22 protein-coding genes are annotated in these 24,511 nt (G+C 49.0%); 12 read left to right on the top strand and 10 right to left on the bottom strand.

Annotation, left to right across the window (positions count from 1 at the left end; translation table 11 throughout):
- Positions 1–30: 30 nt before the first annotated feature.
- The 4 genes from purU to ACN0T0_RS14195 form a co-directional block, all read right to left on the bottom strand.
- Entirely contained in the window at positions 31–888 is an 858-nt protein-coding gene (gene purU, locus ACN0T0_RS14210; protein ID WP_417227178.1) for a formyltetrahydrofolate deformylase, read from the bottom strand.
- Positions 889–948: 60 nt separating this feature from the next.
- Positions 949–1,899 carry an electron transfer flavoprotein subunit alpha/FixB family protein gene (locus ACN0T0_RS14205; RefSeq protein WP_417227176.1) on the bottom strand — a complete coding sequence of 317 codons (951 nt, stop codon included), beginning with the start codon at positions 1,897–1,899 and terminating at the stop codon, positions 949–951.
- On the bottom strand, positions 1,899–2,648 hold the full coding sequence (locus ACN0T0_RS14200; RefSeq protein WP_417227174.1) for an electron transfer flavoprotein subunit beta/FixA family protein: 750 nt from the start codon (positions 2,646–2,648) through the stop codon (positions 1,899–1,901). Before ACN0T0_RS14200 ends, ACN0T0_RS14205 begins: the two co-directional genes overlap by 1 nt.
- Positions 2,649–2,919: 271 nt before the next feature.
- Positions 2,920–4,566: an electron transfer flavoprotein-ubiquinone oxidoreductase gene (locus tag ACN0T0_RS14195; protein ID WP_417227172.1), complete on the bottom strand. Its 1,647-nt coding sequence runs from the start codon at positions 4,564–4,566 to the stop codon at positions 2,920–2,922.
- A gap of 411 nt (positions 4,567–4,977) precedes the next feature.
- On the opposite strand from ACN0T0_RS14195, the gene ACN0T0_RS14190 reads away from it, so the two are divergent.
- The 7 genes from ACN0T0_RS14190 to ACN0T0_RS14160 all read left to right on the top strand — a co-directional run bounded on the left by ACN0T0_RS14190 (position 4,978) and on the right by ACN0T0_RS14160 (position 12,700).
- Complete coding sequence (locus ACN0T0_RS14190; RefSeq protein ID WP_417227170.1) at positions 4,978–6,111, top strand: aminotransferase class V-fold PLP-dependent enzyme; 1,134 nt, start codon at positions 4,978–4,980, stop codon at positions 6,109–6,111.
- Positions 6,112–6,148: 37 nt separating this feature from the next.
- Complete coding sequence (locus ACN0T0_RS14185; RefSeq protein WP_417227168.1) at positions 6,149–6,577, top strand: GlcG/HbpS family heme-binding protein; 429 nt, start codon at positions 6,149–6,151, stop codon at positions 6,575–6,577.
- A 120-nt stretch (positions 6,578–6,697) separates the two neighbouring features.
- Positions 6,698–7,960 carry a serine hydroxymethyltransferase gene (glyA, locus tag ACN0T0_RS14180; protein WP_417227166.1) on the top strand — a complete coding sequence of 421 codons (1,263 nt, stop codon included), beginning with the start codon at positions 6,698–6,700 and terminating at the stop codon, positions 7,958–7,960.
- Between the two features lie 106 nt (positions 7,961–8,066).
- Positions 8,067–9,449, top strand: coding sequence for an L-serine ammonia-lyase (locus ACN0T0_RS14175; RefSeq protein WP_417227164.1), 1,383 nt, complete (start codon positions 8,067–8,069; stop codon positions 9,447–9,449).
- Between the two features lie 494 nt (positions 9,450–9,943).
- Entirely contained in the window at positions 9,944–10,945 is a 1,002-nt protein-coding gene (locus ACN0T0_RS14170) for an ABC transporter substrate-binding protein (RefSeq protein WP_417227162.1), read from the top strand.
- Positions 10,946–11,030: 85 nt separating this feature from the next.
- On the top strand, positions 11,031–11,840 hold the full coding sequence (locus ACN0T0_RS14165) for a taurine ABC transporter ATP-binding protein (RefSeq protein WP_417227160.1): 810 nt from the start codon (positions 11,031–11,033) through the stop codon (positions 11,838–11,840).
- 2 nt (positions 11,841–11,842) lie between these two features.
- The gene (locus ACN0T0_RS14160; protein ID WP_417227158.1) at positions 11,843–12,700 is read left to right on the top strand and encodes an ABC transporter permease subunit; all 858 of its coding nucleotides are present in this window, start codon (positions 11,843–11,845) and stop codon (positions 12,698–12,700) included.
- A gap of 234 nt (positions 12,701–12,934) precedes the next feature.
- Here ACN0T0_RS14160 and ACN0T0_RS14155 read toward each other — a convergent pair whose 3' ends face one another.
- Both ACN0T0_RS14155 and ACN0T0_RS14150 read right to left on the bottom strand, forming a co-directional pair.
- Positions 12,935–13,843: a LysR substrate-binding domain-containing protein gene (locus ACN0T0_RS14155; protein WP_417227156.1), complete on the bottom strand. Its 909-nt coding sequence runs from the start codon at positions 13,841–13,843 to the stop codon at positions 12,935–12,937.
- Positions 13,840–14,745, bottom strand: coding sequence for a LysR substrate-binding domain-containing protein (locus ACN0T0_RS14150; RefSeq protein ID WP_417227154.1), 906 nt, complete (start codon positions 14,743–14,745; stop codon positions 13,840–13,842). Before ACN0T0_RS14150 ends, ACN0T0_RS14155 begins: the two co-directional genes overlap by 4 nt.
- Positions 14,746–14,894: 149 nt before the next feature.
- On the opposite strand from ACN0T0_RS14150, the gene ACN0T0_RS14145 reads away from it, so the two are divergent.
- Complete coding sequence (locus ACN0T0_RS14145; protein WP_417227152.1) at positions 14,895–17,324, top strand: GcvT family protein; 2,430 nt, start codon at positions 14,895–14,897, stop codon at positions 17,322–17,324.
- 183 nt (positions 17,325–17,507) lie between these two features.
- Here ACN0T0_RS14145 and ACN0T0_RS14140 read toward each other — a convergent pair whose 3' ends face one another.
- A complete protein-coding gene (locus ACN0T0_RS14140) occupies positions 17,508–18,098 on the bottom strand; it encodes a helix-turn-helix domain-containing protein (RefSeq protein ID WP_417227150.1) in 591 nt (196 codons plus the stop codon).
- A 490-nt stretch (positions 18,099–18,588) separates the two neighbouring features.
- On the opposite strand from ACN0T0_RS14140, the gene ACN0T0_RS14135 reads away from it, so the two are divergent.
- The 4 genes from ACN0T0_RS14135 to ACN0T0_RS14120 all read left to right on the top strand — a co-directional run bounded on the left by ACN0T0_RS14135 (position 18,589) and on the right by ACN0T0_RS14120 (position 22,162).
- Positions 18,589–19,593, top strand: a complete 1,005-nt coding sequence (locus tag ACN0T0_RS14135) for a TRAP transporter substrate-binding protein (RefSeq protein ID WP_417227148.1) — start codon at positions 18,589–18,591, stop codon at positions 19,591–19,593.
- 85 nt (positions 19,594–19,678) lie between these two features.
- Positions 19,679–20,257, top strand: a complete 579-nt coding sequence (locus tag ACN0T0_RS14130) for a TRAP transporter small permease (protein WP_417227146.1) — start codon at positions 19,679–19,681, stop codon at positions 20,255–20,257.
- Positions 20,250–21,593 carry a TRAP transporter large permease gene (locus tag ACN0T0_RS14125; protein ID WP_417227144.1) on the top strand — a complete coding sequence of 448 codons (1,344 nt, stop codon included), beginning with the start codon at positions 20,250–20,252 and terminating at the stop codon, positions 21,591–21,593. Before ACN0T0_RS14130 ends, ACN0T0_RS14125 begins: the two co-directional genes overlap by 8 nt.
- A gap of 71 nt (positions 21,594–21,664) precedes the next feature.
- On the top strand, positions 21,665–22,162 hold the full coding sequence (locus ACN0T0_RS14120) for a universal stress protein (RefSeq protein WP_417227142.1): 498 nt from the start codon (positions 21,665–21,667) through the stop codon (positions 22,160–22,162).
- A 250-nt stretch (positions 22,163–22,412) separates the two neighbouring features.
- Here ACN0T0_RS14120 and ACN0T0_RS14115 read toward each other — a convergent pair whose 3' ends face one another.
- The 3 genes from ACN0T0_RS14115 to ACN0T0_RS14105 form a co-directional block, all read right to left on the bottom strand.
- Positions 22,413–22,634: a DUF4357 domain-containing protein gene (locus ACN0T0_RS14115; RefSeq protein ID WP_417227140.1), complete on the bottom strand. Its 222-nt coding sequence runs from the start codon at positions 22,632–22,634 to the stop codon at positions 22,413–22,415.
- 27 nt (positions 22,635–22,661) lie between these two features.
- Positions 22,662–23,300 (bottom strand): GIY-YIG nuclease family protein, encoded by a 639-nt coding sequence (locus ACN0T0_RS14110; RefSeq protein ID WP_417227138.1) that lies wholly within the window; start codon positions 23,298–23,300, stop codon positions 22,662–22,664.
- A gap of 94 nt (positions 23,301–23,394) precedes the next feature.
- The gene (locus ACN0T0_RS14105) at positions 23,395–24,354 is read right to left on the bottom strand and encodes a hypothetical protein (protein WP_417227136.1); all 960 of its coding nucleotides are present in this window, start codon (positions 24,352–24,354) and stop codon (positions 23,395–23,397) included.
- Between the last annotated feature and the right edge of the window lie 157 nt (positions 24,355–24,511).

The following is a 24,511-nucleotide window of genomic DNA, read 5'->3' as shown; positions in this document are numbered from 1 at the left end:
GACATATTGAGTTAACTCAACTGAATCGAGTTACTTAAAAACAACCGTCTTATTGCCATGCACCAACACCCGGTCTTCAAGGTGGGCACGTAAACCGCGAGCCAATACCGATTTCTCGACGTCTTTCCCCAAACGAACCAGATCTTCCACTTTATCGCTGTGGCTGACCCGTACCACGTCTTGATCAATAATGGGGCCTTCATCCAGCTGCTCAGTCACATAGTGACAGGTAGCACCGATCAGCTTAACCCCTCGCCGTGAGGCTTGATGGTAAGGTCGCGCGCCAATAAATGAAGGCAAGAAACTGTGGTGTATATTGATGACCTTATGACGTAACTTCTCGCATAGCGCCTGTGGGAGGATCTGCATATAACGTGCAAGCACAACGCAATCCGCTTGGCACTCTTCGACAATCGACTCAACGCGGGCAAAACCCGGTGCTTTATTGTCTTTCTCAATCACCACATGATGGAAGGGTATGCCATACCACTCCACCAGCCCGCGCATATCTTCGTGGTTGGAAATCACACAGGGAATTTCACAGTTCAGATCGCCGCTTTTCCAGCGATCCAGCAGATCAGACAGACAATGGCTACCCTTACTCGCCATCACTACAACCCGCTTAGGCTTAGCCGTATCTTCAACCCGCAGGTTCATCTTCAGCTCTTGTTTTAACGCCGCAAACCGTTCTTCCAACGCTTCACAACCAAACGGCAAAGAATCCGCCAGAACATCAAAGCGGGAAAAGAACCAGTTACTTTCTTCATCAGAGTGATGCGCCGCTTCACAGATCCAGCCACCTGCCGAGGTAATAACATCGCCCACCCGGGTGACGATACCGACCTGATCAGGACAATCCAGCACTATGCGATACGTTTGTTTAGTCATCGAAATCAATCCTCGTTGCCGGCTAACTTTCTTGAGATAGCCGGTAATTAGCAAGGCTCGTTAGCTCAGTTGAGCGTCGAGCTCCGGCAGGGCATCAAATAAATCGGCATGCAGACCATAGTCGGCAACCCCAAAAATAGGTGCTTCATCATCTTTGTTGATCGCCACAATCACGCGAGAATCTTTCATCCCAGCGAGATGCTGAATTGCACCGGAAATACCGACCGCAATATAAAGCTCTGGGGCGACGATCTTACCGGTCTGGCCCACTTGCATATCATTAGCAACAAAACCTGAATCAACCGCCGCGCGGGATGCACCAACGGCGGCCCCTACCTTATCAGCGACATTTTCGAGCAGCACAAAGTTATCGCCATTTTGCATGCCTCGACCACCGGAGATGATGATCTTCGCAGAGGTCAGTTCAGGACGATCCGACTGGCTAACCTCTTCTAGGATAAAGCGAGACAAACCGCTATCGGCGACAGCTTCTAGTGCCGTAATAGTGGCATTGCCACCCTCACTCGCCGCTGCCTCGAATGCAGTGCCGCGTACAGTAACCACCTGAATCGGATCACTGCTCTGTACGGTAGCCAGCGCATTGCCTGCATAGATAGGACGCACAAAGGTTGTCGCATCGATGATCGCGGTTACTTCGGAAATCTGCGCCACATCCAACATTGCCGCAGCACGGGGCAGTACATTTTTTCCCTGAGTAGTCGCCGGTGCGAGTACATGGGTTACCGATAACGCTTTGACTAGATTCACCAGCAGCGGGGCTAGATTTTCCGGCATCTGACTCGCAAGAGCATCGCAATCCGCCACTAACACCTGAGCGACACCGGCCATTGCCGCCGCCTGCTTAGCAACCGGCTCACAGTCTTTGCCTGCCACCAAAAGGCTTACCGCCGCACCGGTTTTCTCTGCCAGTTGCAGTGCCGCTGTTACGGTATTTGCTGTCGCAGCTTTCAACTGTTGATTATCGTGTTCAGCAATCACCAAAATAGTCATTAGAGTACTCCCGCTTCGGTTTTCAATTTCTCAACAAGTTCGGCTACATTGGCAACCATCTGGCCAGCAGCCCGGGCCGGCGGGCTATTCACTTCGAGTGTTGTTAACCGCGGAGCCACATCCACACCGAGATCTTCAGGGGTGATGTTATCGAGTGGCTTGCGCTTAGCTTTCATAATATTGGGTAGTGAAGGATAACGCGGCTCATTCAAGCGTAAATCGCTCGTAATAACCGCCGGTAGCGTTAAGGCAACCTGCTGCAAGCCACCATCGACCTCACGGGTGACCAATACTTCACCCCCTTCAACAACGACCTTCGATGCGAAGGTTCCCTGTGGCATACCCGCTAACGCAGCCAACATCTGACCGGTTTGATTGTTATCACTATCGATCGACTGTTTGCCTAAGATAACCAAACCGACCTGTTCTTTTTCCACGACGGCTTTAAGCAACTTGGCGATAGCCAGAGGCTGAAGTTCGGCATCTGTCGTGACCTGAATAGCTCGATCAGCGCCGAGAGCCAAAGCTGTCCGCAGCTGTTCTTGGCAAGCAGAATCGCCCGCACTTACAGCAATCACCTCAGAGGCAACACCCGCCTCTTTCAGACGAACCGCTTCTTCAATAGCTATTTCACAAAAGGGATTAAGTGCCATCTTTACGTTGGCCAGTTCTACGCCAGAGTTATCGGCTTTAACACGCACCTGCACGTTGGCATCGACAACCCGTTTTACCGCGACCAGTACTTTCATCTAGACCTCGATTAAAAACATCACGAAAAACACATTCGTGAAATTATTGAATTTATTTTCATAAACATATTCGTTAAAGACTCTTTTTATGTCAATAGTTTTGTTTAAAAATAAATTTATATTAATGGAAAAATATTTAACCATAACTTCATCGACACCACTTTAGGTGCCGAAAGAGTGCCGCCTACACCCTTCTGATCAAGCATCTAGCCTGTACACGTTCAACATCTCCGGACAAAAAAATGGAGCCTCACGCTCCATTTTTTTGTATTTACATATTCGGGTAGTTCGGGCCACCACCGCCTTCCGGTGGCACCCAGGTGATATTCTGAGCCGGGTCTTTGATATCACAGGTTTTACAGTGCAAGCAGTTCTGGCTATTGATCTGGAACGTTGGTGCCGACTCAGTGACAACAATTTCATATACGCCCGCCGGACAGTAACGCTGTGCGGGTTCGTGAAAACGTTGCAGGTTTTGCCCCAACGGTATCGAGGGGTCATCGAGCTTCAAATGACAGGGCTGGCTCTCTTCATGGTTGGTATTGGAGAGAAATACCGATGAGGGCTTATCGAAACTCAGCATGCCATCGGGTTTGGGGTAGTTAACCGGCTGACACTCACTGGCCAATGACATACTGGCGTAATCGGGGATATTATCGTGCAGCGTAAACGGCAGGCAGAAAATATTCTGATCAATATAATTCAGCGCCCCACCCACTAAAGTGCCGTATTTATGAAGTGCCGGGCCAAAGTTACGACTTCGATACAACTCATCATAAACCCAAGATTCTTTAAAGCCACGATCAAAGCTCGACAACACTTTACCGCCTTCATCACCATCAAGCAGCGCCGCAAACACCGCTTCAGCGGCGACCATGCCGGACTTCATCGCCGTATGGGTGCCCTTGATTTTAGCAAAGTTGAGTGTGCCGGCATCACAACCCAGCAGTAATGCCCCCGGCATACTCATCTTCGGCAACGCATTAAAGCCCCCCTTAGTAATCGCCCGTGCACCATAGGAGACACGACGTCCGCCCGCTAATACATCGGCGATCAGCGGATGATGTTTCATACGCTGAAACTCATCATACGGACTGAGATAAGGATTAGCGTAATTAAGGTCGGTAATTAGCCCTACCACGATTTGACATGGCTCGGCATGGTAAAGAAAAAAGCCGCCACTGGCGCCGCCTTCTGTCAGGGGCCAGCCAGCCCCATGGATCACCCGTCCTGGTTGATGCTTATCAGGGCTAATATCCCATAACTCTTTTATGCCAAGACCGTAGTGCTGGGCATCGGATTCTTTATCCAAAGCATATTTGGCCTGCAACTCTTTGCCTAAATGGCCACGGCAGCCTTCGCAAAAGAGAGTGTATTTGGCCAGCAGATCCATCCCCGGCATATAGCTATCTTTCTGTTCACCCTGCTCATCCAGCCCCATATCACCGGTGCCCACACCCGCCACCTGACCATCATCACCATAGATAATATGGGCAGCAGCGAAGCCCGGAAAGATCTCAACCCCTAACTGTTCCGCTTGCTCAGCCAACCAGCGACAGAGATTGCCGACACTGGCGATATAGTTACCCTGGTTATGCATGGTCTTAGGCACAAAGGCATGGGGGATTTTGCGAGCCGACTGCGCATCTTTTAACAGATAGATCTGATCTTCAGTTACCTCGGTCTTGAGTGGCGCGCCTTGCGCTTTCCAGTCCGGGAATAATTCGTTCAATGCCCTCGGCTCAACCACCGCGCCCGAGAGAATATGCCCGCCGACCTCGGCGGCCTTTTCGACGACACAGATCATCAATTCGGTATCATTTTCTTGCGCCTGTTGTGCCAAACGGCAGGCCGCGGACAAACCGGCAGGGCCGGCCCCGACAATGACCACATCAAACTCCATCGATTCCCGTTGCATCGACTATTCCTCTTGGTTGACTCGCATTAGCTACAGAGATGCTCCTGTATCAGGAGCATGTAGTGCAGACCCAGATAGCGTTACTTTAAAACAACTGAATCTGAACAATTTCAGCGAATCTACACATGCAAAAATGAAAATTCAATATATTTTTTCACGTAAAATATTAACTAGACGAGTCTTTACCGCTATTGAGATAATCAGCTTAAAACCAGAAATTTATACAACAAAACATATTTAAAACAATAAATTAGCCATCAAAAGCATCATCAACAAGCCGCTAGTTTTGCCGATTAAAGTCACCGTTCACTGAGTGATTTTTATACATTTTTTAATCTTCAGGCTTGCCAAGCAAATTTTATTGATGCATCCTCGTGAAAAAATAACAAATAATTTCATGGAGATTTATTTATGTCCGTTATTTTCCCTCAGATAGACCCACAGGGCCTGATTGAATACTCAGTTGTCTATACCGACCGCTCGTTAAACCATATGTCTAAAGCCTTTTGTCAGGTGATGCAGGATATTTCGACCACCCTAAAGGAGGTTTATCAAGCGGATGCCGCCATTGTGGTTCCCGGTAGTGGCACCTTTGCTATGGAAGCCGTTGCCCGCCAGTTTGCCAACGACAAGAAATGCTTGGTTATTCGTAACGGTTGGTTCAGCTATCGCTGGAGCCAAATATTGGATACCGGCTCGATCCCCGCTGAATGCACCGTGATGAAAGCCCGTCAGATCACCAATGAGAGCCAAGCCCCTTTTGCACCGGCGCCTATCGAGCAGGTGGTAGCCACCATTTTAGAGCAACAGCCCGATCTGGTATTTGCCCCACACGTCGAAACCGCATCCGGCATGATGCTACCCGATGACTATATCCGTCAGGTTGCCGATGCTGTGCATCAGGTTGGCGGTATGCTGGTCTTGGATTGCATTGCCTCGGGTACGGTCTGGGTTGATATGCAAGCCAGCGGCGTTGATATTCTGATTAGCGCGCCACAAAAAGGCTGGAGTGGCTCACCCGCATTTGGCCTAGCGATGCTGTCCCCTACCGCGTTAGCCCGTATTGAAGACACCACAAGTACCAGCTTTGCCTGCGACTTAAAGAAGTGGATGCAAATCATGAACGCCTATGAGCAAGGTGGCCACGCTTACCATGCCACCCTGCCCACCGATGCTCTCAATCGCTTTCATCAGGTAATGCAAGAAACCGCCGAGATCGGTTTTGAAAAGCTCAAGCACCGCCAGCTAGAGATGGGCCGTAAAATGCGCGAACAACTCACGCAGCGGGGTTTTAATAGTGTCGCTGCACCAGGCTTTGAGGCTCCCGGCGTGGTGGTTTGCTATACCGACACCGCCGATATTCACAACGGTAAACGCTTCGTTGCCCAGGGCGTTCAAATTGCCGCCGGCGTGCCGCTGCAGTGCGATGAACCCGAGGATTACTGCACCTTCAGGATCGGTCTATTTGGCCTTGATAAATTGCTGCATGTCGATCGTACCGTCAATACCTTTATAGCCACCCTCGATGACGTCATGCAAGCCTGATAATCACTTTAAAAATAACAACAAGAAGGTATCCACTATGCGAATGGTTCCGAAATTAACATTAGATGACGCTGAACTGATCATGCAGGCCTGTCGTGACAAAGCCCGTGAGATCGATATTGATATGGATATTGCTATCACCGATGACAGTGGCAATTTGGTGCTTTTTAAGCGAATGGACAATGCCCGCATCACCAGTATCGATATTGCCATGAGTAAATCTTATACCGCCTCGGCAGCACGAAAATCGACCCGGGCCTACGGTGAGATCAGCGTACCGGGCAAACCCGCTTTCGGTATCAATACCAGTAACCAAGGCAAATTTTCTATTGTCGCCGGCGGCCTGCCACTGTTTGCCGAAGATCATATTATCGGCGGGGTTGGCTGCAGTTCAGGCACCCCCGATCAGGATGAAGTGGTCGCTCAAGCGGGTGTGGACTGTTTCCTGAATCAGATAATGCGCTAATCCTCTAGCACTCTTTTACCGATGCCAAGCCGGTCGAGCGGTTATCGATTAACCGCCAAACCGGCTATCGCTCATTTCTAACGGCCGTGGAAGCGATCGTTAATACCGGAGAAATCTTTGATGTTTAGTCAAGATGACAATATACAAAACTATGATGCAGCGCTTTGGGCTGCGATGGAAAAAGAAGAAGTCCGTCAGCAGGAGCATATCGAACTCATCGCTTCAGAAAACTACACCAGCCGGCGGGTCATGCAGGCACAAGGCTCGGCCCTCACCAACAAATACGCCGAAGGTTATCCCGACAAGCGTTATTACGGTGGCTGTGAATATGTCGATGTTGTCGAACAGCTGGCACTCGACCGGGCGAAAAAATTGTTTGGCGCAAGCTATGCCAATGTGCAGCCACACTCGGGCTCTCAGGCAAATGCCGCGGTTTATATGGCCCTTTGTGCGCCCGGCGATACCGTATTAGGCATGAGTCTAGCCCACGGCGGCCATCTAACCCACGGCTCCCATGTAAACTTTTCCGGTAAGCTCTACCACGCGGTGCAATACGGTCTGAACGAAGCCACCGGCGAGATTGATTACGATGCAGTTGAACGCCTAGCGCTAGAGCACAAACCGAAAATGATCGTCGCGGGCTTCTCTGCGTATTCCCAAATTGTCGACTGGGCTCGCTTTCGTGAGATTGCTGACAAAGTCGATGCTTATCTGTTTGTCGATATGGCTCATGTTGCCGGTTTGGTGGCAGCCGATCTATACCCCAATCCGGTTCCGTTTGCCGATGTGGTCACGACCACAACTCATAAAACCTTACGCGGTCCACGGGGAGGTCTGATCCTCGCCCGCGATAATAGCTTAGAGAAACAACTCAATTCGGCGGTATTTCCGGGCAGTCAGGGTGGCCCATTAATGCATGTTATCGCGGCAAAAGCGGTCGCCTTCAAAGAAGCACTCACCCCAGAGTTCAAAGCCTATCAAGCACAGGTGATTAAAAACGCTAACGCGATGGCTGAAGTCTTGCTGGAACGCGGCTTTGAAATTGTCTCCGGTGGCACCAAAAACCACCTGTTTCTCCTAAGCCTTATCAAACAAGGGTTAACCGGCAAAGAGGCCGATGCTGCCCTTGGGCGGGCCAATATCACTGTCAACAAAAATGCCGTTCCCGGTGACCCTCAGTCGCCGTTCGTTACCTCCGGTCTGCGGATCGGCTCTCCGGTAATCACCACACGAGGCTTTAAAGAGCCACAATGCCGCATGCTCGCCGGTTGGATTGCAGATTTGCTGGATGTGTTAAACCAACCCGCGGCATTAGATAGCAAGATCACTGAGGTACAGCAACAGGTCATTGCGCTGTGCGCGGATTACCCCGTGTATAAATAAGCCCTTAGGGCTAAAGATAACCAACCGCTAATACTAGCCAGTCAGAACCTAAGTGCGCTCTCTGACTGGCTCAACAACAATAAAAATAATGATGAGGTAAGCAGAGATGAGTATCAGTCTGTTTGATCTATTGAAAGTGGGTATTGGTCCGTCCAGTTCACATACCGTTGGCCCGATGAAAGCGGCACTTGCTTTTGTCGAAGAGATGCATGGCTTCGGCAAAACCCGGCAGATCGCGCGCCTACGCTGCCGTCTATTTGGTTCCCTCGGTGCCACCGGTATCGGGCATGGAACAGCACCAGCAATCATTGCCGGGCTGGAAGGTCAGCAACCTGAAACCATCGACCCTGATCAAATTAAACCGCGGCTGCAAGCGGTGATCAAAACTCAGCGTCTAAAACTGCTAGGACGTCAGGAGATCTACTTTGACGTTGCCAGAGACCTACTCTATCAGCCGGAAACCGTGCTGCCCTACCACCCTAACGGCATGGATTTTACCGTCTGGGATGCCGATGGCGTGCAACTCTGCCACCGGGTGTATTACTCCGTCGGCGGAGGTTTCATACAGAGCGAGGCGGATATCAAACAGGCTGCGGAACAGCCGACAGACACACCGCTGCCCCACCCGTTTCATACCGCCAAAGCCTTATTAGCCGTTTGTGAAACCCAGCAACTCAGCATTAGTCAGGTTATGCTCGAAAATGAAAAAACCTGGCGATCGGAACAACAGATTCGAGCAGATTTATTAACCCTATGGACGGCGATGCAACACTGCGTCAATAAAGGCCTGACACAGACAGGTGTGCTACCAGGCGGGCTGAATGTCAAACGCCGCGCCCCCGACCTGTACCGGGATCTGAAAAACAAAACCCGTATGGATATGATCACCCCCTCGCTGGGTGCTATGGACTGGGTGAACCTCTATGCCCTTGCGGTGAGTGAAGAAAATGCCGGCGGCGGACGCATGGTGACAGCCCCAACCAATGGGGCTGCCGGTATTATTCCTGCGGTGATGCATTACTACGATAAGTTTTGCCCCAATTCTGATGAAGATGGCATCATCGATTTCCTACTAGCGGCCAGCGCAATCGGTTTGCTGTGTAAACGTAATGCCTCTATCTCGGGAGCAGAGGTTGGCTGCCAAGGTGAAGTCGGTTCGGCCTGTGCGATGGCAGCAGCAGGCCTCGCACAAGCGATCGGTGCGACGCCGGAACAGGTCGAAAATGCCGCCGAAATCGCCATTGAACACAATCTAGGACTAACCTGCGATCCGGTGGGTGGGCTGGTACAGGTGCCCTGTATCGAGCGCAACGCAATGGCGGCGATGAAGGCAATTAACGCCGCATCGATGGCGTTACGCGGCGATGGTAGCCACTTTGTCTGCCTCGATGATGCCCTTAAAACCATGCGTGATACAGGCTTTGATATGCACGATAAATACAAAGAAACCTCATTAGGCGGCCTCGCGGTCAACGTGATTGAATGTTAATGATCAGCGGCCTTTAAGTTAATCCCAAGCCCCTATTGGCCACCCGGACAAACATCTGGGTGGTTTTTTTTAGCACCGCTACGGTCGTTGCTGATGAGTCCGATCACCACATGAGGTGCAGCCCGATAATAAACGGCCCGTTGTCGTGCCATAAAAAACCGAGCAGCAAAGATTCGTGCCGATAAAGCAGCGCTAAAAAGTCTAACAACATTTAGCCAACAGTCTAAAAACACACTAAACCAACAACAGAAATCACATATAAGACATTGATTTTAAATTGTTTTATTTAAATTCAATAGAGAAAAACAACCTGTTAGTTTTTCTAACATCTAAACAATTATTCTCAATTGTCGTGACGGCGGTTTCACGGCAGTATCGAGAAACGGTCATTTAACCGAGTGACGTTGTTCTCCCATGTACTCAATATTCGGTCACATAACAATAAAAAAGTAGAAGCCCGCCATAGGCAATCTTTCTAAAAAGACGAGGATTATATGAAAAAATCTATCCCTACAGTTCTACAGTCGATCGCAATAACGACCCTAACCCTTAGCGCTAGCTTGACTCAAGCTGCAGACCTACCTGACAAGGTATCAGTCGGTTACTTTCTTGAGTGGCCAACCGCTAACCAAGCCGCCCAAGTGAATAAAACCTACGACAAAGAGATGGGGGTCGAAGTCGAATGGCGGGCCTTCGATTCCGGTGCTGCGATGTCTGCCGCGATGGCCTCCGGCGATGTTGATATGGCTTACTCTCAAGGACTCGTGCCATTCACCGTTGCGGTTTCTCAGGGGTTGCCAATCACGATGGTTGGCATCGCCGTATCCTATGCCGAAAATGATAACTGCGTGGTCAGTAAAGCCAGCGGCATCAGCCAAAGCAACGCGGCTGATTTAGTCGGCAAAAACGTTGCCGTCCCCTTTGGCACCGTTGCCCATTACAAGATGCTACGGATTATTAACCACCTAAAGGTTGATGCGACCAAGATCCGCTTACTGGATATGGCACCGGCTGATGGTGCTGCCGCACTGGCCCGTGGTGATGTTGCTATGGCCTGTGGTTGGGGTGGCGCCCTGCGCCGTATGAAGGAATACGGCGAAGTACTGATGAGTGCCAAGGATCAAGAAGCACTCGGCATCCGCGTTTTTGATGTCATCTCTGCCAGTAACAAGTTCGCCAAAAACCATCCCGAGCTGGTGACTCAATTCCTCTCCGTCACCGATGATGCCAACCGCACCTTTAAGCAATCACCTAAATCAGTCGAACAAGTGATCGCTAAGGCATCCGGGCTGTCTGTTGCCGATTCCAATCAGGTGCTCGCCCTATTTGATTTCCCTCTCAAAGAGCAGCAGGTATCGCAGCAATGGATGGGCGGCACAGTACAGGCGTTTACCAAAGAGGTGGCTGATTTCTTTGTCCAGCAAAAGCAGATTCCGCAAGCACTGGATGATTACAGCGCAACCATCGACGCCAGCTTTTACCAACAAGTGAAATAGCCAACAGACCAGGGCAACCAACCCAAAGGAACGCACAGCCTTCGCGGCTGTTGCGTCTAAGATTCATAACAATAAGGGTATAACCATGTCTGAGCTAATCGTTAATAACGTATCAATGATGTTTGATACTCCCGACGGAGGTCAGGTGGAAGCGTTGCAGGACGTTAATTTCTGTCTGCAACAAGGTGAGCTGCTTTCTATTTTAGGGCCTTCCGGTTGCGGCAAGAGCACTTTGCTGAATATCATCGCAGGCTTTTTAGCACCGACCACGGGCACCATATCCAACGGTACAACCGAACTACATTCACCCGGCCCCGACCGGGGCATGGTATTTCAGCAAGGCGCCCTATTTGAATGGCTAAGCGTTGCTGAAAATATCGGCTTCGGCCCCGCCATGCAGGGCACCCCTAAGCACGAAATTAAACAGACGGTCGACCATCTACTGGAAACCGTCGGTTTGCAAGATTTCGGCAAGAAATCCATTTATGAACTCTCCGGTGGAATGCAACAACGGGTTGCACTAGCGCGTTGCCTTGCCAATGATCCCGATATCATTCTTATGGATGAACCTCTCGGCGCACTGGACGCACTCACCCGAGAAAAAATGCAGAGCCTAGTATTAAAGCTTTGGAAAGAGACTGGCAAGACCATCATCCTCATTACCCACAGCGTTGAAGAAGCCCTGTTTCTCGGTGAGAAAATGTTTGTCATGGCACCCCGACCTGGGCGGATTAAACAGGAATACCTACTGCCTTTCGCCGAGGCGGGTTTAGATCACGACCCACGTGAAATAAAGGCATCACAAGACTTTATCGGCAAACGGGAAGAGGTCCTCTCCATGATCTGGGAGATGGAAGAAGAAATAATGGGACGCACTGAAGTAGCAGGAGCTTGAGCATGTCTATCTATCAAAACTTCAAACAACGTTGTGGCCTGAGTGAAACCGGCATCGCCAAACGAAAGACCGTCACCTTCGGCGATACCTCTGCCGTTACCGAGGGCCGCTTCTGGAGTGTGCTGTCAGTATTCACCCTAGCCTTTGTCTGGTATATCGGTAGTGCTCTCGGGTTAGTCAACCCGATATTCTGGCCCTCGCCTGCCGGAGTATGGCATCAATTTATCAGCATCTCCTCAGACGGCTACCGTAACTTCTCTCTATGGGAACATATCTGGGCAAGCTTATACCGAATTTTGGTCGGCTTTGGCTTAGGTTGTCTGGTGGGTATCCCGCTCGGCTTTGCCATGGGACTGTCAAAGGTGATCCGAGGCTGGTTCGACCCGATGGTGGAGTTCTTCCGTCCGATTCCACCACTGGCATTTATTCCGCTGGTGATTATCTGGTCCGGTATCGGTGAACGCTCCAAGATCTTACTGCTGTTCTTTGCCGCGCTATGGATCATGGTCATTGCCGCCAGAGCCGGTGTGGGTAGCGTTAAACTCTCCAAAATTCATGCGGCATACTCACTCGGTGCCAGCAAAAAGCAGATCCTTCTACATGTTATTTTGCCGAACTCACTGCCGGAGATTTTCACCGGAATGCGGGTTGCAATGGGGGTCTGTTGGGGTACCGTCGTCGCCGCCGAACTGGTGGCCGCGGAATCGGGAGTCGGTTTTATGATCATGGTCGCCAGTAAGTTTCTCGCGACGGATATTGTGGTGCTCGGGGTCATCATCGTTGGCCTGATTGGCTACAGTATCGACATACTCATGCGGCAAATCGAATCTCGACTGATCCCCTGGAAAGGGAAAGCCTAACGATTAAGATAATCAATGCTCAGCAGCCCGGCTAATTAGCCGGGCTGTCATCTGAATATCACCGCTCTACATCGGCCATAGCCAATCAATCACCGTCCCCAAGCCCACAGGGTATTCCTGAGTGTTTGCAAGGCTAGCGACGTCAATTAGTCAGGCTTATGCTTTTGACACGCAAACAGCTGAACTAGCACCCGTTCAACATTGCTCAAAACAGTGTTGCCAGATAAAGCCTCGCTACAGATATTGCTGTAAAACAGCATCCTGAGATAACTCCCGCAGCAACCAGTTGCTAAAGCAGATGGCGCGTGAATTCGCCACATTGGCATTTTGCTGCACCAGATACCAATCCCCTATCTCGGGCACCGGCAACGGCTGAGGCACAATCAGTTTTCCGCTGGCAATATCACTACAACAAAAAAACACCGGCATCACTGCGACCCCGGCTCCGGTAATCGCCGCTTCTAATGCCAGTAGGTGATTATCATGTTCACTCGCAATGGTAATGCTATCGTCCGGTCGTTGATGAGCGGTCAGCCAATGGGGAAGATTATTCGGCGATTCAGTGATATTGAGAAAAGGCTGGGCCAATAATTGGTCTAACGATTGGCAGCCCTCAGCGGCAAAAAGATCAGGGCTACAGACCGGTATCAAATTGCCTTTAAATAAACGCTGGTAAGACAAACTGTTATCAACTTGCTCGGCATAAATAATGCCGACATCCACTGCATCGCGATCGATCCCCCAACCGAGATATGAGTTATTCAACTGTATCTGAATACCGGGGTATTGTTGTCTAAAGCCCCCGACCCGCGGTACTAGCCAACGTGACGCCACCCCCATATAGGCCTGAACAATGAGATCACCTTTATCCGGTTCGCCAAACAGTTCTAAGGTACTGTGCTCAATTTGTAGCAAAGCAGCATGGATTTCCACATAGTACAGTTCCCCCACCGGGGTCAACGCGATACTGCGCCCCAACCGAGAGAACAATGAGGTACCCAAATCCTGTTCTAACTTCTTTATTTGATGGCTAACCGCCGAATGAGTGACATTAAGTTCTGTAGCGGCTTGCTGAAAACTTAACAGCCGTGCGGTGGCCTCAAAAGAGCGTAAGGCATTTAAAGGCGGGAAGTGACGTTTCATCGGTTTTCCGGCTCCCGATAGCTGGTTTTATCAAGCAACCAATCACGAAATACCGTGGCTGCTTGCGACAGTTCACGATCGCTCGAATAACACAGGTAATAGTTTCCCTCTGTTGGAATACGATCAATAAAAGGGGCAACCAGCTGTTTTGCCAACACCCCATCCTGCACCATATCATCATAAATCAGACAGATGCCGAAGCCACTCGCGGCCATTGCCACCGCACAAGCATGGCTATCCGTCACATGGCGCGGCTGCTCTTTTAGACCGGGCAGTTGCATCTGTTCCAACCAGCTGCTCCAACCTTCGGGGGTGCCTATAACATCCAGCAGCGGCAGGCCTTCAAGGTCGGCAGGAGTGCGCAAACGCTTAGCATTTTGCGGCGTACAATAGGGCCTTAAATGGGGGGTAATTAACGGATAAACGTCGTAACCGGGCCAGTTTCCATTGCCATAACGGATCTCCAGTTCGGCCGTGGAAATATTGAAATCGGTTGCCCAGTTAGTGCCTAGCTGACGCACGGTTATTTGTGGATAGATCGCGCTAAAACTGGCCAAATTAGGCGCCAACCAGAGCACTCCAAAGGCCGTATTAACATTCACTTCAACCACCGAAGCATTCAACGGCGTGAAAATTTGTGCCGCCCCCTCGTTCAGTTGCCGCATCGAATCTTGCACTAAAGGTAGAAATGCCCGTCCAGCATCAGACAACTGAATCGCCCGGTTGGCCCTGACAAACAGTTGCTGATCCAGATGATGCTCCAATAGCTGAATCTGCTGACTCACCGCCGACTGGCTCATATTCAACTCATCGGCGGCCAGCGTAAAGCTCAGCTGCCGTGCTGCCGCTTCAAACGTTCGTAGCCAGTTCAACTGGATATTACTGGTAAGCCTTTTATTCATGGAGCCTCCACACTAAAACCCCTATTCATTAGCAAAGCTTATCTATTTAACAATAATTAATCGTTTGCGGTGATCTATAACGATTTATACCATCCCTAGGTATCGACAGACAAGACCTCCCTCGGTCATATAACATGAGAACAATAACCATGAAAAATAAAACAGACGTGCTGATCATTGGTGGCGGTATCGCCGGCGTAAGTACCCTTTACCATCTGACCAAGATGGGCTGGACTGATGTCATGCTGACGGAAAAACTGGAACTAACCTCCGGTTCTACTTGGCATGCGGCAGGCAACCTGCCACATTTCAGCAATAGCTATAACGTGATGAAGCTTCAGCAGTACAGTATTGCGTTATATAGCCGTCTACAGGAAGAAACTGGCCAGCCCGTTGATCACCATATGACCGGGGCGGTTCGACTGGCCCATACACAAGACCGTATGGATGAGTTCAAACGTGTCGCCGCGATGTCTGATTTAGCCGGGCTGGATCTGGAAATCATCGATAATCAGCGATTGGAAGAGCTTTACCCCTACCTAGATACTACCGGGCTGATCGGCGGTTTATGGGACCCTGCAGATGGTCATATCGATCCGACCAGTGTCACCAACGCAATGGCGGCCGGTGCCCGCGCGGCCGGAGCGACTATCGTGCGTAACAACCCGGTTGATGCCATCGAGCAGCAAGCGAATGGCCGTTGGAAAGTCACCACCGCCAAAGGGGTGATTGATGCCGGTATTATCGTTAACGCCGCCGGTTTCCGCTGTAATGAAGTCGCTGCAATGGTAGGCCACCAGCTACCCGTCTGTTCGATGGAGCATCAGTTTGTTGTCACCGATAATGTCCCAGAACTGGAAGAACGAGACAGTATGCTACCGATGCTACGTGATCCAGATGTGTCTTACTATCTGCGTCAGGAAGGCAAAGGTCTCATTCTTGGGCCATACGAGAAAGGCGGTATTCCATGGGCGACCGACGGTGTACCGGCCGCCTTCGGCCAAGAATTGCTGCAACCGTCACTGGACCGCATCGAAGATATTATGTGTACCGCGATGGAGCAGGTAAACATTATCGGCAACGCGGGCATTAAAACCGTCGTTAACGGGCCAATCACCTATACCCCAGATGGTCATCCGCTTATCGGCCCAGTACATGGTTACACTAACTACTTCGTCTGCACCGGCTTCAATTTCGGTATCGTACAGGGCGGCGGCGCAGGTCACTTCATGGCTCAATGGATTGTCGATGGCCATCCCGAACTGGATCTATTTGAACTGGATCCACGTCGATTCGGCGATTACGCCAACCATGCGTTCTCCGTTGCTAAGGGTACTGAAGTCTATGCCAACGAATATCAGTTAGGCTTCCCCAACGAATATGCCATGCGTCCCGCTCAGCGAGGCCAGAAGAAATCCCCAATCTACCAACGCCAAGCCGAGCAGAATGCTGTATTCGGTGCCTATTTTGGCTGGGAGCGGCCTAGCTGGTATGCCCCTAAAGGTACGCAACCGGTTGAGCAGCATAGCTTCCGCCGCGGTAACTGGTTTGAAGCAGTTGCCGGCGAATGCCTTAATGTAAAAAACCACGTCGGTTTACTGGACCTGACACCATTCACTAAGTTTTCGATCAGCGGTGACAACGCCCATCAATGGTTGGAATCCATCTCACCTAACCGGATCCCAGACCACACCGGCGGTATTGCTTTAGCGCACCCGCTGACCCAAGAAGGCGGCATCGCGTGGGAATATTCCATCACTAAACTCGCGGATGGTAGCTATTACATGATGGCCCCGGCGGTCGGTGAACTGCTTGAAGAAGATTGGTTACGCAATCGTCTACCCGAGGATGGCTCGGTCACCCTGCAGAACATTACCGAAACCTATGGTTGCCTAGTGATTGCCGGCCCTGATGCTCGTAAGGTGCTATCGCAATTAACCAGCGCGGACCTCAGCAATGAAGGTTTCCCTTGGTTTACCGGCCAAGAGATCGACGTGGCCGGTGTGCCGCTACGGGCATTACGGATGAACTTTGTGGGTGAACTCGGCTGGGAACTGCACCATCCTATCGAACATCAAATTGAACTCTACGATGCGTTGATGGAAGCGGGTCGGGCTTACAATATTTGCAACTTCGGTCTACGTGCGATGGATTCCATGCGCTTAGAAAAAGGCTATCCAATGTGGGGCCATGACCTAACCACCGAATTTACTCTGCTGGAAGCCAATATGGGATTCTTTGCTAAATTTGATAAGGGTGAATTTGAGGGTAAACCAGCACTGTTAGCACAGCAAGAGGCGGGCGTACCTAAGAAACTGGTTACCTTAGAACTTCACGGCACGGATGTTGATGCCGCGGTGGGTATGGAGCCGATTTACTGTGACGGTAAAGTGGTTGGTCAGGTCACTTCCGGTGGTTATGGCTTTCGCTGTGAAAAGAGTCTCGCCTTAGCTTACATCGATAGCGATATGCTCAATGCTGAGCTAACGGTGCAAGTATTGGGTCAACACTACCCCGCCAGCCGCATAAAAGGGGTGGCTTACGATGCCAAGGGAGAACGACTCAAATCTAACGCTTAATGTTAACCCACCGGTTAGATCGGCGCCCCGCAACAGTTTAACAGGCGAGCCCAATCAATAGACCGAATAGGTAGCTCTGCTCTTTAAGGCAGAGCTACCAATCATGCCAACCAATCCCCCGTCATCCCATCCAACAACCCGCAAGGCCTAACGTTCTCAGCTCGACACTACCTCAAACCGCGATCAGTACCCTCCGGTAATCGCCCAGATCACAATTGCATCTTCCGTTTCCGATGGATTATACGCGCGATAAGTATCTTCACCCGTCAAGGTAAAGCTGTCACCGCTATTGAGCATAAAAACTTTATCGCCGATCTGTAATTCAAGCCGCCCCGATTGGATCAAGCCACCCTCTTCCCCTTTCAACTGCCGTGACGCACCGCTTTGTGCCCCCGGCGCAAAACTGGTGAGAATCATTTTTAGCTGACCGGATAAACGTGGCGATAGCAGCTCTTCACGAATACCCGTGCCTGCAAAATTAAGACTACGCCGAGATTCCCGGCGCACGATATGATTCAGCTCCTCAATCGGCGCCTCGTTTTCCGCATGGAAAAACCAACTAATTTGCACGCCGAGCACTTCACTAATCGACTGTAAAACAGGCACCGGCAAGGCAGAAACACCCCGCTCCACCTGACTGATATAACCGACCGACCGCTGAATCCTTTCAGCCATCTCAACCAGCGTTACCCCTTTGGCTTTACGGAGATCTCTAATCTGACGGCCGATGCGCAAATTCTCTCGGTCAGCACTGTCTTTTCTCTGTTTACTCATATATCCCTACACTCATATGCGCTGTTCATTGCCATCTCATATCATAACGATGAATTTCAAATAACAATTTTCACAATATTATTGGTAATTTATCGTAATTATTCATCACTTTCAGCCTATTTTAGCAATCTGGCGCGGTATGAAAGCCTAAGTTTCAGCTAATTACGCTACAATCTGCCGCCCAAATAAACGCAACATAGGCTCAAAAGGCCGATTCAAGCGGCTTTCAAGCTGGCTCCAATGGACTGCAGTGGCTGGTTCTAAAAATCGAAGGCCGGCGGGCAGAGTATGTATGGCTATTATCACGCACACGTTAGGCCCCTGAGATTCACGCATGAATCAAGGCAGTTTTAACGGCATAACGTGGCTGATGATAGTGTTGGCATAACGAAACGGGCCCATCAATGGGTAACGCAATTATCGCCTCGAGCAGATAAAAAAATAAAGCAATCTTGCAAATGGGTTGCGCAAAAACACTCAGGAGTTACTGATGAAACATAAGAATAAGATCTATAAGGTAATTTCGCTAGCCGCAGGCTTGGCCTTTTCAGCCAGCACCCTAGCCGCTAGTTGGAATATTGCGGTCGGCGATGGTGGAGGCAGTGCGCAGGAAGCTCTCGGACTGGAATTTATTAAGCAGCTGGAACAAAAAACCGGCAATAAACACTCCGCTAAGCTATTCCTCAATGGTCAATTGGGCTCAGAGCAAGACACCGTCAATGACGCCGCCCTTGGCACCCTCGACTTCTCAATCTTAGCCAGTAATAACCTCGCCCCCTTCTCGCCTTCGTTGGGTATTCTTTCACTACCCTATATCTTTGAAAACCTCGATCAGGTGACTCAAACCGTCGAAGGCCCAATCGCGGCTGAACTGATTAATAACACTGTGCGTGACACCGGCGTGCGCATTGTCGGCTGGACCTATTCAGGCTTTCGGGTGTTGAGTAACTCGAAACAGCCGATTAAAAAACTAGCCGACCTAGACGGCGTGATTGTGCGGGTTCCGAAAAACGAGATCATGATCGATACCTATAAATCATGGGGCAATAACCCAACCCCGATGGCTTGGTCTGAAACCTTCACCGCCTTGCAGCAAGGTGTCGTCGATGGTCAAGACACGCCCTATGCCACCATCTACGCGATGAAGTTCGGTGAGGTACAAAAGTACATCGCTGACCTGCACTATCTATTCCTGCTTGAACCGCTAATCATGTCTGAATCCCTGTTCCAAGATCAGGATGAAGCCACCCAGAAAGCCATTTTAGACGCTGGCACCGCCGCTACCGCCCACAGTTTGAAGTGGCTGACAGATCAAGAAGCCATTATCAAAGATGAGCTGGTAAACAAATACAATATGCAGATTGATAGTCTGGAAGACGAACCACTCTGGGCGAAAAAAGCGCAAGAAAGTGTTTGGCCTAAATTCTATGAATCCATTGGCGGCAAAGAGAAGGTTAACGAACTGCTACGGGCACTCGGACGTGATGAAGTTTAAGGGTTAAATCTTTCAAACTTTATCCAGTAACCCGCCAATCCTCCGCGTTTTAATCGGTGGATTGGCGTTCAACGGAGACCGAATAATGGGCAGTAAAATTATCCATTTCCTCGACAACATAGAAAGCTACATCTGCCGCACCTTGTTAGCGTTATTTGTCACCCTACTCTTTGCACAGATAGTCTCGCGTCAGCTATTTGGCTACTCCTTTTCGTGGAGTGAAGAGCTTTCTGTGTATATGTTTGTCTGGTTTGTATTCTTCGGTGCAAGCTATGCTGCCAAACTTGCAGCACATAACCGAGTCACTTTTCAGTACAAACTAATGCCATCTTGGCTTCCACCAATTCTGGAGTTTCTCTCCGACATCATCTGGATCGCCTTTAATTCATATTTTGTTTATCTGTCATACAACTTTGTCTTCCACAAGATGAATATATTCTGGAAATCCCAGACCCTCGGCATCCCGATGAAGTACTTCTATCTCATCCTGCCGATAGCCTTCACCCTGATGACCATCCGAATTATTCAGGTGAACTACTACAAACTGGTTAAAGGCATCGATATTCGCGACCCCGACTCTCAAGAATTGGATGAGTTGATCGAACTGGATCTCGACGAAAATAATAACAAACCCGCCGCACGATCAGGAGCAGAACATGGCTGAATCATCCATCGCAATAATACTGTTCGGGTCCTTTTTGGTCCTGTTAGTCATGGGCGCCCCCGTTACCGTCGCACTGGGTGTTGCGGCATTATCATCGTTTCTCTACCTCGATCAAAACCCGATTAAATTCGTGCAGATCGCCTTTACCTCCGTGGGATCATTTCCCCTTATGGCACTGCCAGCCTTTATTCTGGCTGGCGCCTTGATGGAAGCCGCCGGGATATCCAAACGTTTGGTCACCCTCGCGGAAAGTTTTGCCGGACCGGTCACCGGTGGTATCTCTGCCGCAACCGTTTTAGCCTGTATGTTCTTCGGCGCAATTTCAGGCTCAGGCCCTGCCACCACCGCCGCCGTTGGCATGCTAATGATCCCGGCCATGGTTAAGCGTGGCTACGATAAGGGGTATGCCTCAGCCATTACCGCTTCATCCGGTGGGTTAGGGATTGTTATTCCACCGTCCATTCCGATGGTTATTTTTGGTATCTCTGCCATCGGCCTCAGCGTGCCACCGGAAGCGATTGCGGCCCATGGCGAATTCCAAAGTGTCTCCATCACTAAGATGTTTATCGCCGGCGTCTTGCCGGGCCTAGTCATCTCAATCAGCTTATTAACGCTGAACTATTTCCGCTGTAAACGACTCGGTTATGCCGGTACAGAAGAAGGCTGGGATATTAAACATATCGCTGAATCATTCCGCACCGGTTTCTGGTCGGTGATGGCTCCTCTAGTGATTCTCGGCGGCATCTACTCCGGCTTCTTCACCCCCACGGAATCGGCCATAGTCGCGATATTTTACACCCTGTTTGTAGGTGTCTTTATCCATCGAGAGCTTACTTGGAAAGATCTGTTTCGTTCCTTGGAAACCACCACCTGGTTATCCGGTCGGGTACTGCTGATCCTCTTCACCGCGACGGTATTCGGACGTCTACTGGTCGAAAATCAGATTCCCGCCGTTGTCGCCGAATCAATGCTGAGCATGACCGATAACATCTACCTGATCTGGTTCTTGATTATTATCTTCCTGCTGTTCGTCGGGATGTTTATGGAAACCCTAGCGGCCATCATGATTCTGACACCGGTGCTGCTACCTGTGACCTACAACCTCGGAATCGATCCGGTACATTTCGGCATCGTGATGGTGTGCAGTTTATCGATAGGCTTTGCCACCCCGCCGCTAGGGGAGAACCTCTTCGTGGCATCCGGTATATCCAATATATCCCTCGAAGAAGTAACCGTAAAAGCCCTGCCTTTTGCCCTTGTGTCGGCCATTGCCGTGTTCGTGATCGCCTTCTTTCCAGAGATTGCGCTCTTCCTGCCACGCCAATTTGGTTACTAGTTCCCTTAACCCCACTTAACAATGGGCCGGCGATCTTCCGGCCCTAATCACTTGATGACAGGAATTCGATTATGCTACCTGAAGTCCGCAAGATTCTTTACAGCACCGATCTTTCCAAAAGTTCTACCGCCGCCTTTGAACATGCAAGTTATATCGCCAAAAAAACCGGTGCCGAAATTCATATTCTCCATGTTGTAGAGAAGCTATCTAACGAAGCAAAAATCACACTGCAAACCTATGTGATGGATCGAAATGTACGGCACGATCTGCTGCAAGAGAGAGTCCACAACGCCGAAGCGAAACTGCACCTGCGACAGGAAAATTTCTGGGATAACCTACATGCCGATGAGTTACATGTGCGTCAGCAGATCAGCTCAATCAATGTCGTCGAAGGCTTTCCCGCCGAGACCATTCTTAAGTATGCAAAAGAGCTAGAAGTTGATTTAATCGTGATGGGAACCCATGAAAAAGGCCTCATGCATACCTTCCTCGGTAGCGTGGCGAAAAACGTACTCAACCGCGCCCATGTGCCGATGCTGATCATCCCTATCGCCGTTAAAGAAGGCTGATGTACAGGCAGAATCATTAACCCAAAAAGCCTCTACACTACTGAATAAGCTGACAGTATTGTAGAGGTGAGCATAAGACAAAAACCTGTCCCTGCACATCAACCAAGATATTTAATGGCAATGTTTATCAGCGTAAAAAGCCCACTTTCGACCTAGAGTGGTCATTAGCGTCGCACTAAGCGGACTAAAATAACTGGCTATACTTAGTGTGAAACGAAAAAAAAACTTTTTCGTCCTTTTTAATTTCTTGTTAGATTTTACTTACCAACCGTTCCTCAATAACTTTTAAATACTCACCTTCAGTTGTTTTCCAGCTTTGTGGACCACTGCGACTATTACCTGCAACTAATGCGGCTGCATATGAAGATGAACTCATAAGTTTATCTCTAACCAATAAGTAAAAACTACCTTTGTCTTCTAGAAGACCCTCTGAGATCATTTGCTCTTTAATGAGTAAATTTTTTCCGGGCATACTAGGTGAAGATTTGTGTGCTATTTGCTAGCCTTGTAAGAGTAAAAAACCGTCATCGGTGACGAGGCCTTGTGCAGTTAATTTATTGACTTTAAAGCTAAATTCATAATTTATTAGTGAGTCTTCTTTTGACTCTTCAATAGATCGAGCAACTCCTGAAGAAACAGACTCTAAAATTCTGTGGCTCAAGCTACCTAGAATAATACGAATATTATCGACAAATTCTTCCATCGCTGCAGCATCAGCGCGAGGAAGATTAGACTTAGTTGGGGTATTGCTATTTTCTAATTTATACCTATCGGCTGACTTACTAATTTCTACGAGCCTAGCCTCTAGATATTTGATATGACCTTTGGTTAAGTTTTCATCTTTACTTGTAAAGATTATTACCTCATTCCAAAATTCTTTTTTACGATCATGATCTGCCAGCCTTTTAAATACGTCTTCAGATTCACCAATGTATGCGACATTGTTATCACCCGCAGAGTTTTCAAATAGAAAATATACGCCTGGTCGTTTTGATTCATCCCATTTTCCTAATTCTGAAAATCGACTTCTAGGACAAGCTAAAGCTTGACCAGACCAATTAGCTATTTCAACATGACGTAATCCGCTCGGACTACCATCGGCTAAAAATATTCTTATACTTCGACCAAACTTAGACATATTCTCGAAACTTCCTATAAAAGACAATGCCGCGCTTTTCAGGCTGTTTTAAAGCGAAGCGGCAAAACAGTCCAACAACAGCGCTTTGTTATACCTAGCTCAGGTATTCTTCATCGTATTCCTCAGCAATTTTTACAAAATGACTGTGCTTTTCTTTAATATAGTAATGATAGACACGTGCATCACGTTCCGTCATGCCTTCGGCTTGATTATTGAAATACTTACGAAGTTTATCGATTGCATGAAAATATTGATCTAAATCATATTTCAAAGACTCATTACCTTGAAGTTCATTCCTATCCATTAGTTCCTTCTCAAACGAGCGATAAGTACGCTCGATAGATTCAAGCATTGAACCCCCAAAGCTAACGTTACCCTTTTCTGGGGAACAGATACCTTGAGCGACTTTTTGAAATGAATAACTCATTGATGATGGAAATATATCCACAACAAGTATCTCCTTATATTTTTCTTTATGCTCTTCGTCAGCCTTTTTAAGTACATCAGAAATGTACTTGTACTTCTCCAGCACTCCTAAAAGCTGAGCCTCCAGTATTTCTTCCACATTTACATCATGAAAAACATCTTCGCCATTTCCACTGGATCTCATATAAGAGAACCCATTTTTAGAGAGTGTATTTCGGGAAAGATAGGTGTAATACACATTTTTCTTCACAGGCTCATATGTAGGATGACCAATTGCAGAGTTACGTATATTTCTTATTTGTTTCAATTCATCACTAATTTCATAATCCTGACCAAAAGCTTTGGTTAGATTCTTTACGGCGTCTTGCTGTATGAACAGTGATTGAAGTAACCCATAGGTATAAATATATTGTAAACCCTTATCATTCGGATAGGTGCCAGTGCAGTAACTTAGAATAGCCATTGTGGTGTCAGAAATGACATCCAGAGAACTGCATATTTGATTCCAAACACTCAAGTCTCTAATTAGATCAGCCTGATATCGATTTGTATTTATATACTCGTAAATCGACTCTTGGAGTTCGAGAATTTCGTTAGCAATGTTTCTTATGTTCTGATTTTCTCTCATCCTTGGCATATTTCTCGAAGTTCAATTGGGTAGTCGTGGTAGGACGGCCAGTTACCCGTACCGCCCCCACACAGATCCGGACGTGCGGAACTACCGCATCCGGCTCCTCAGTTATATATTCGCCCGTGTAAATCAGGCCCCTTCTGCATGCGCTTAC

Source organism: Amphritea sp. (genome assembly GCF_048266285.1).
Classification (GTDB): Bacteria; Pseudomonadota; Gammaproteobacteria; order Pseudomonadales; family Balneatricaceae; genus Amphritea.
The sequence above is the reverse complement of the archived record's forward strand: the minus strand, read 5'-3'. Positions and strand labels throughout refer to the sequence as shown.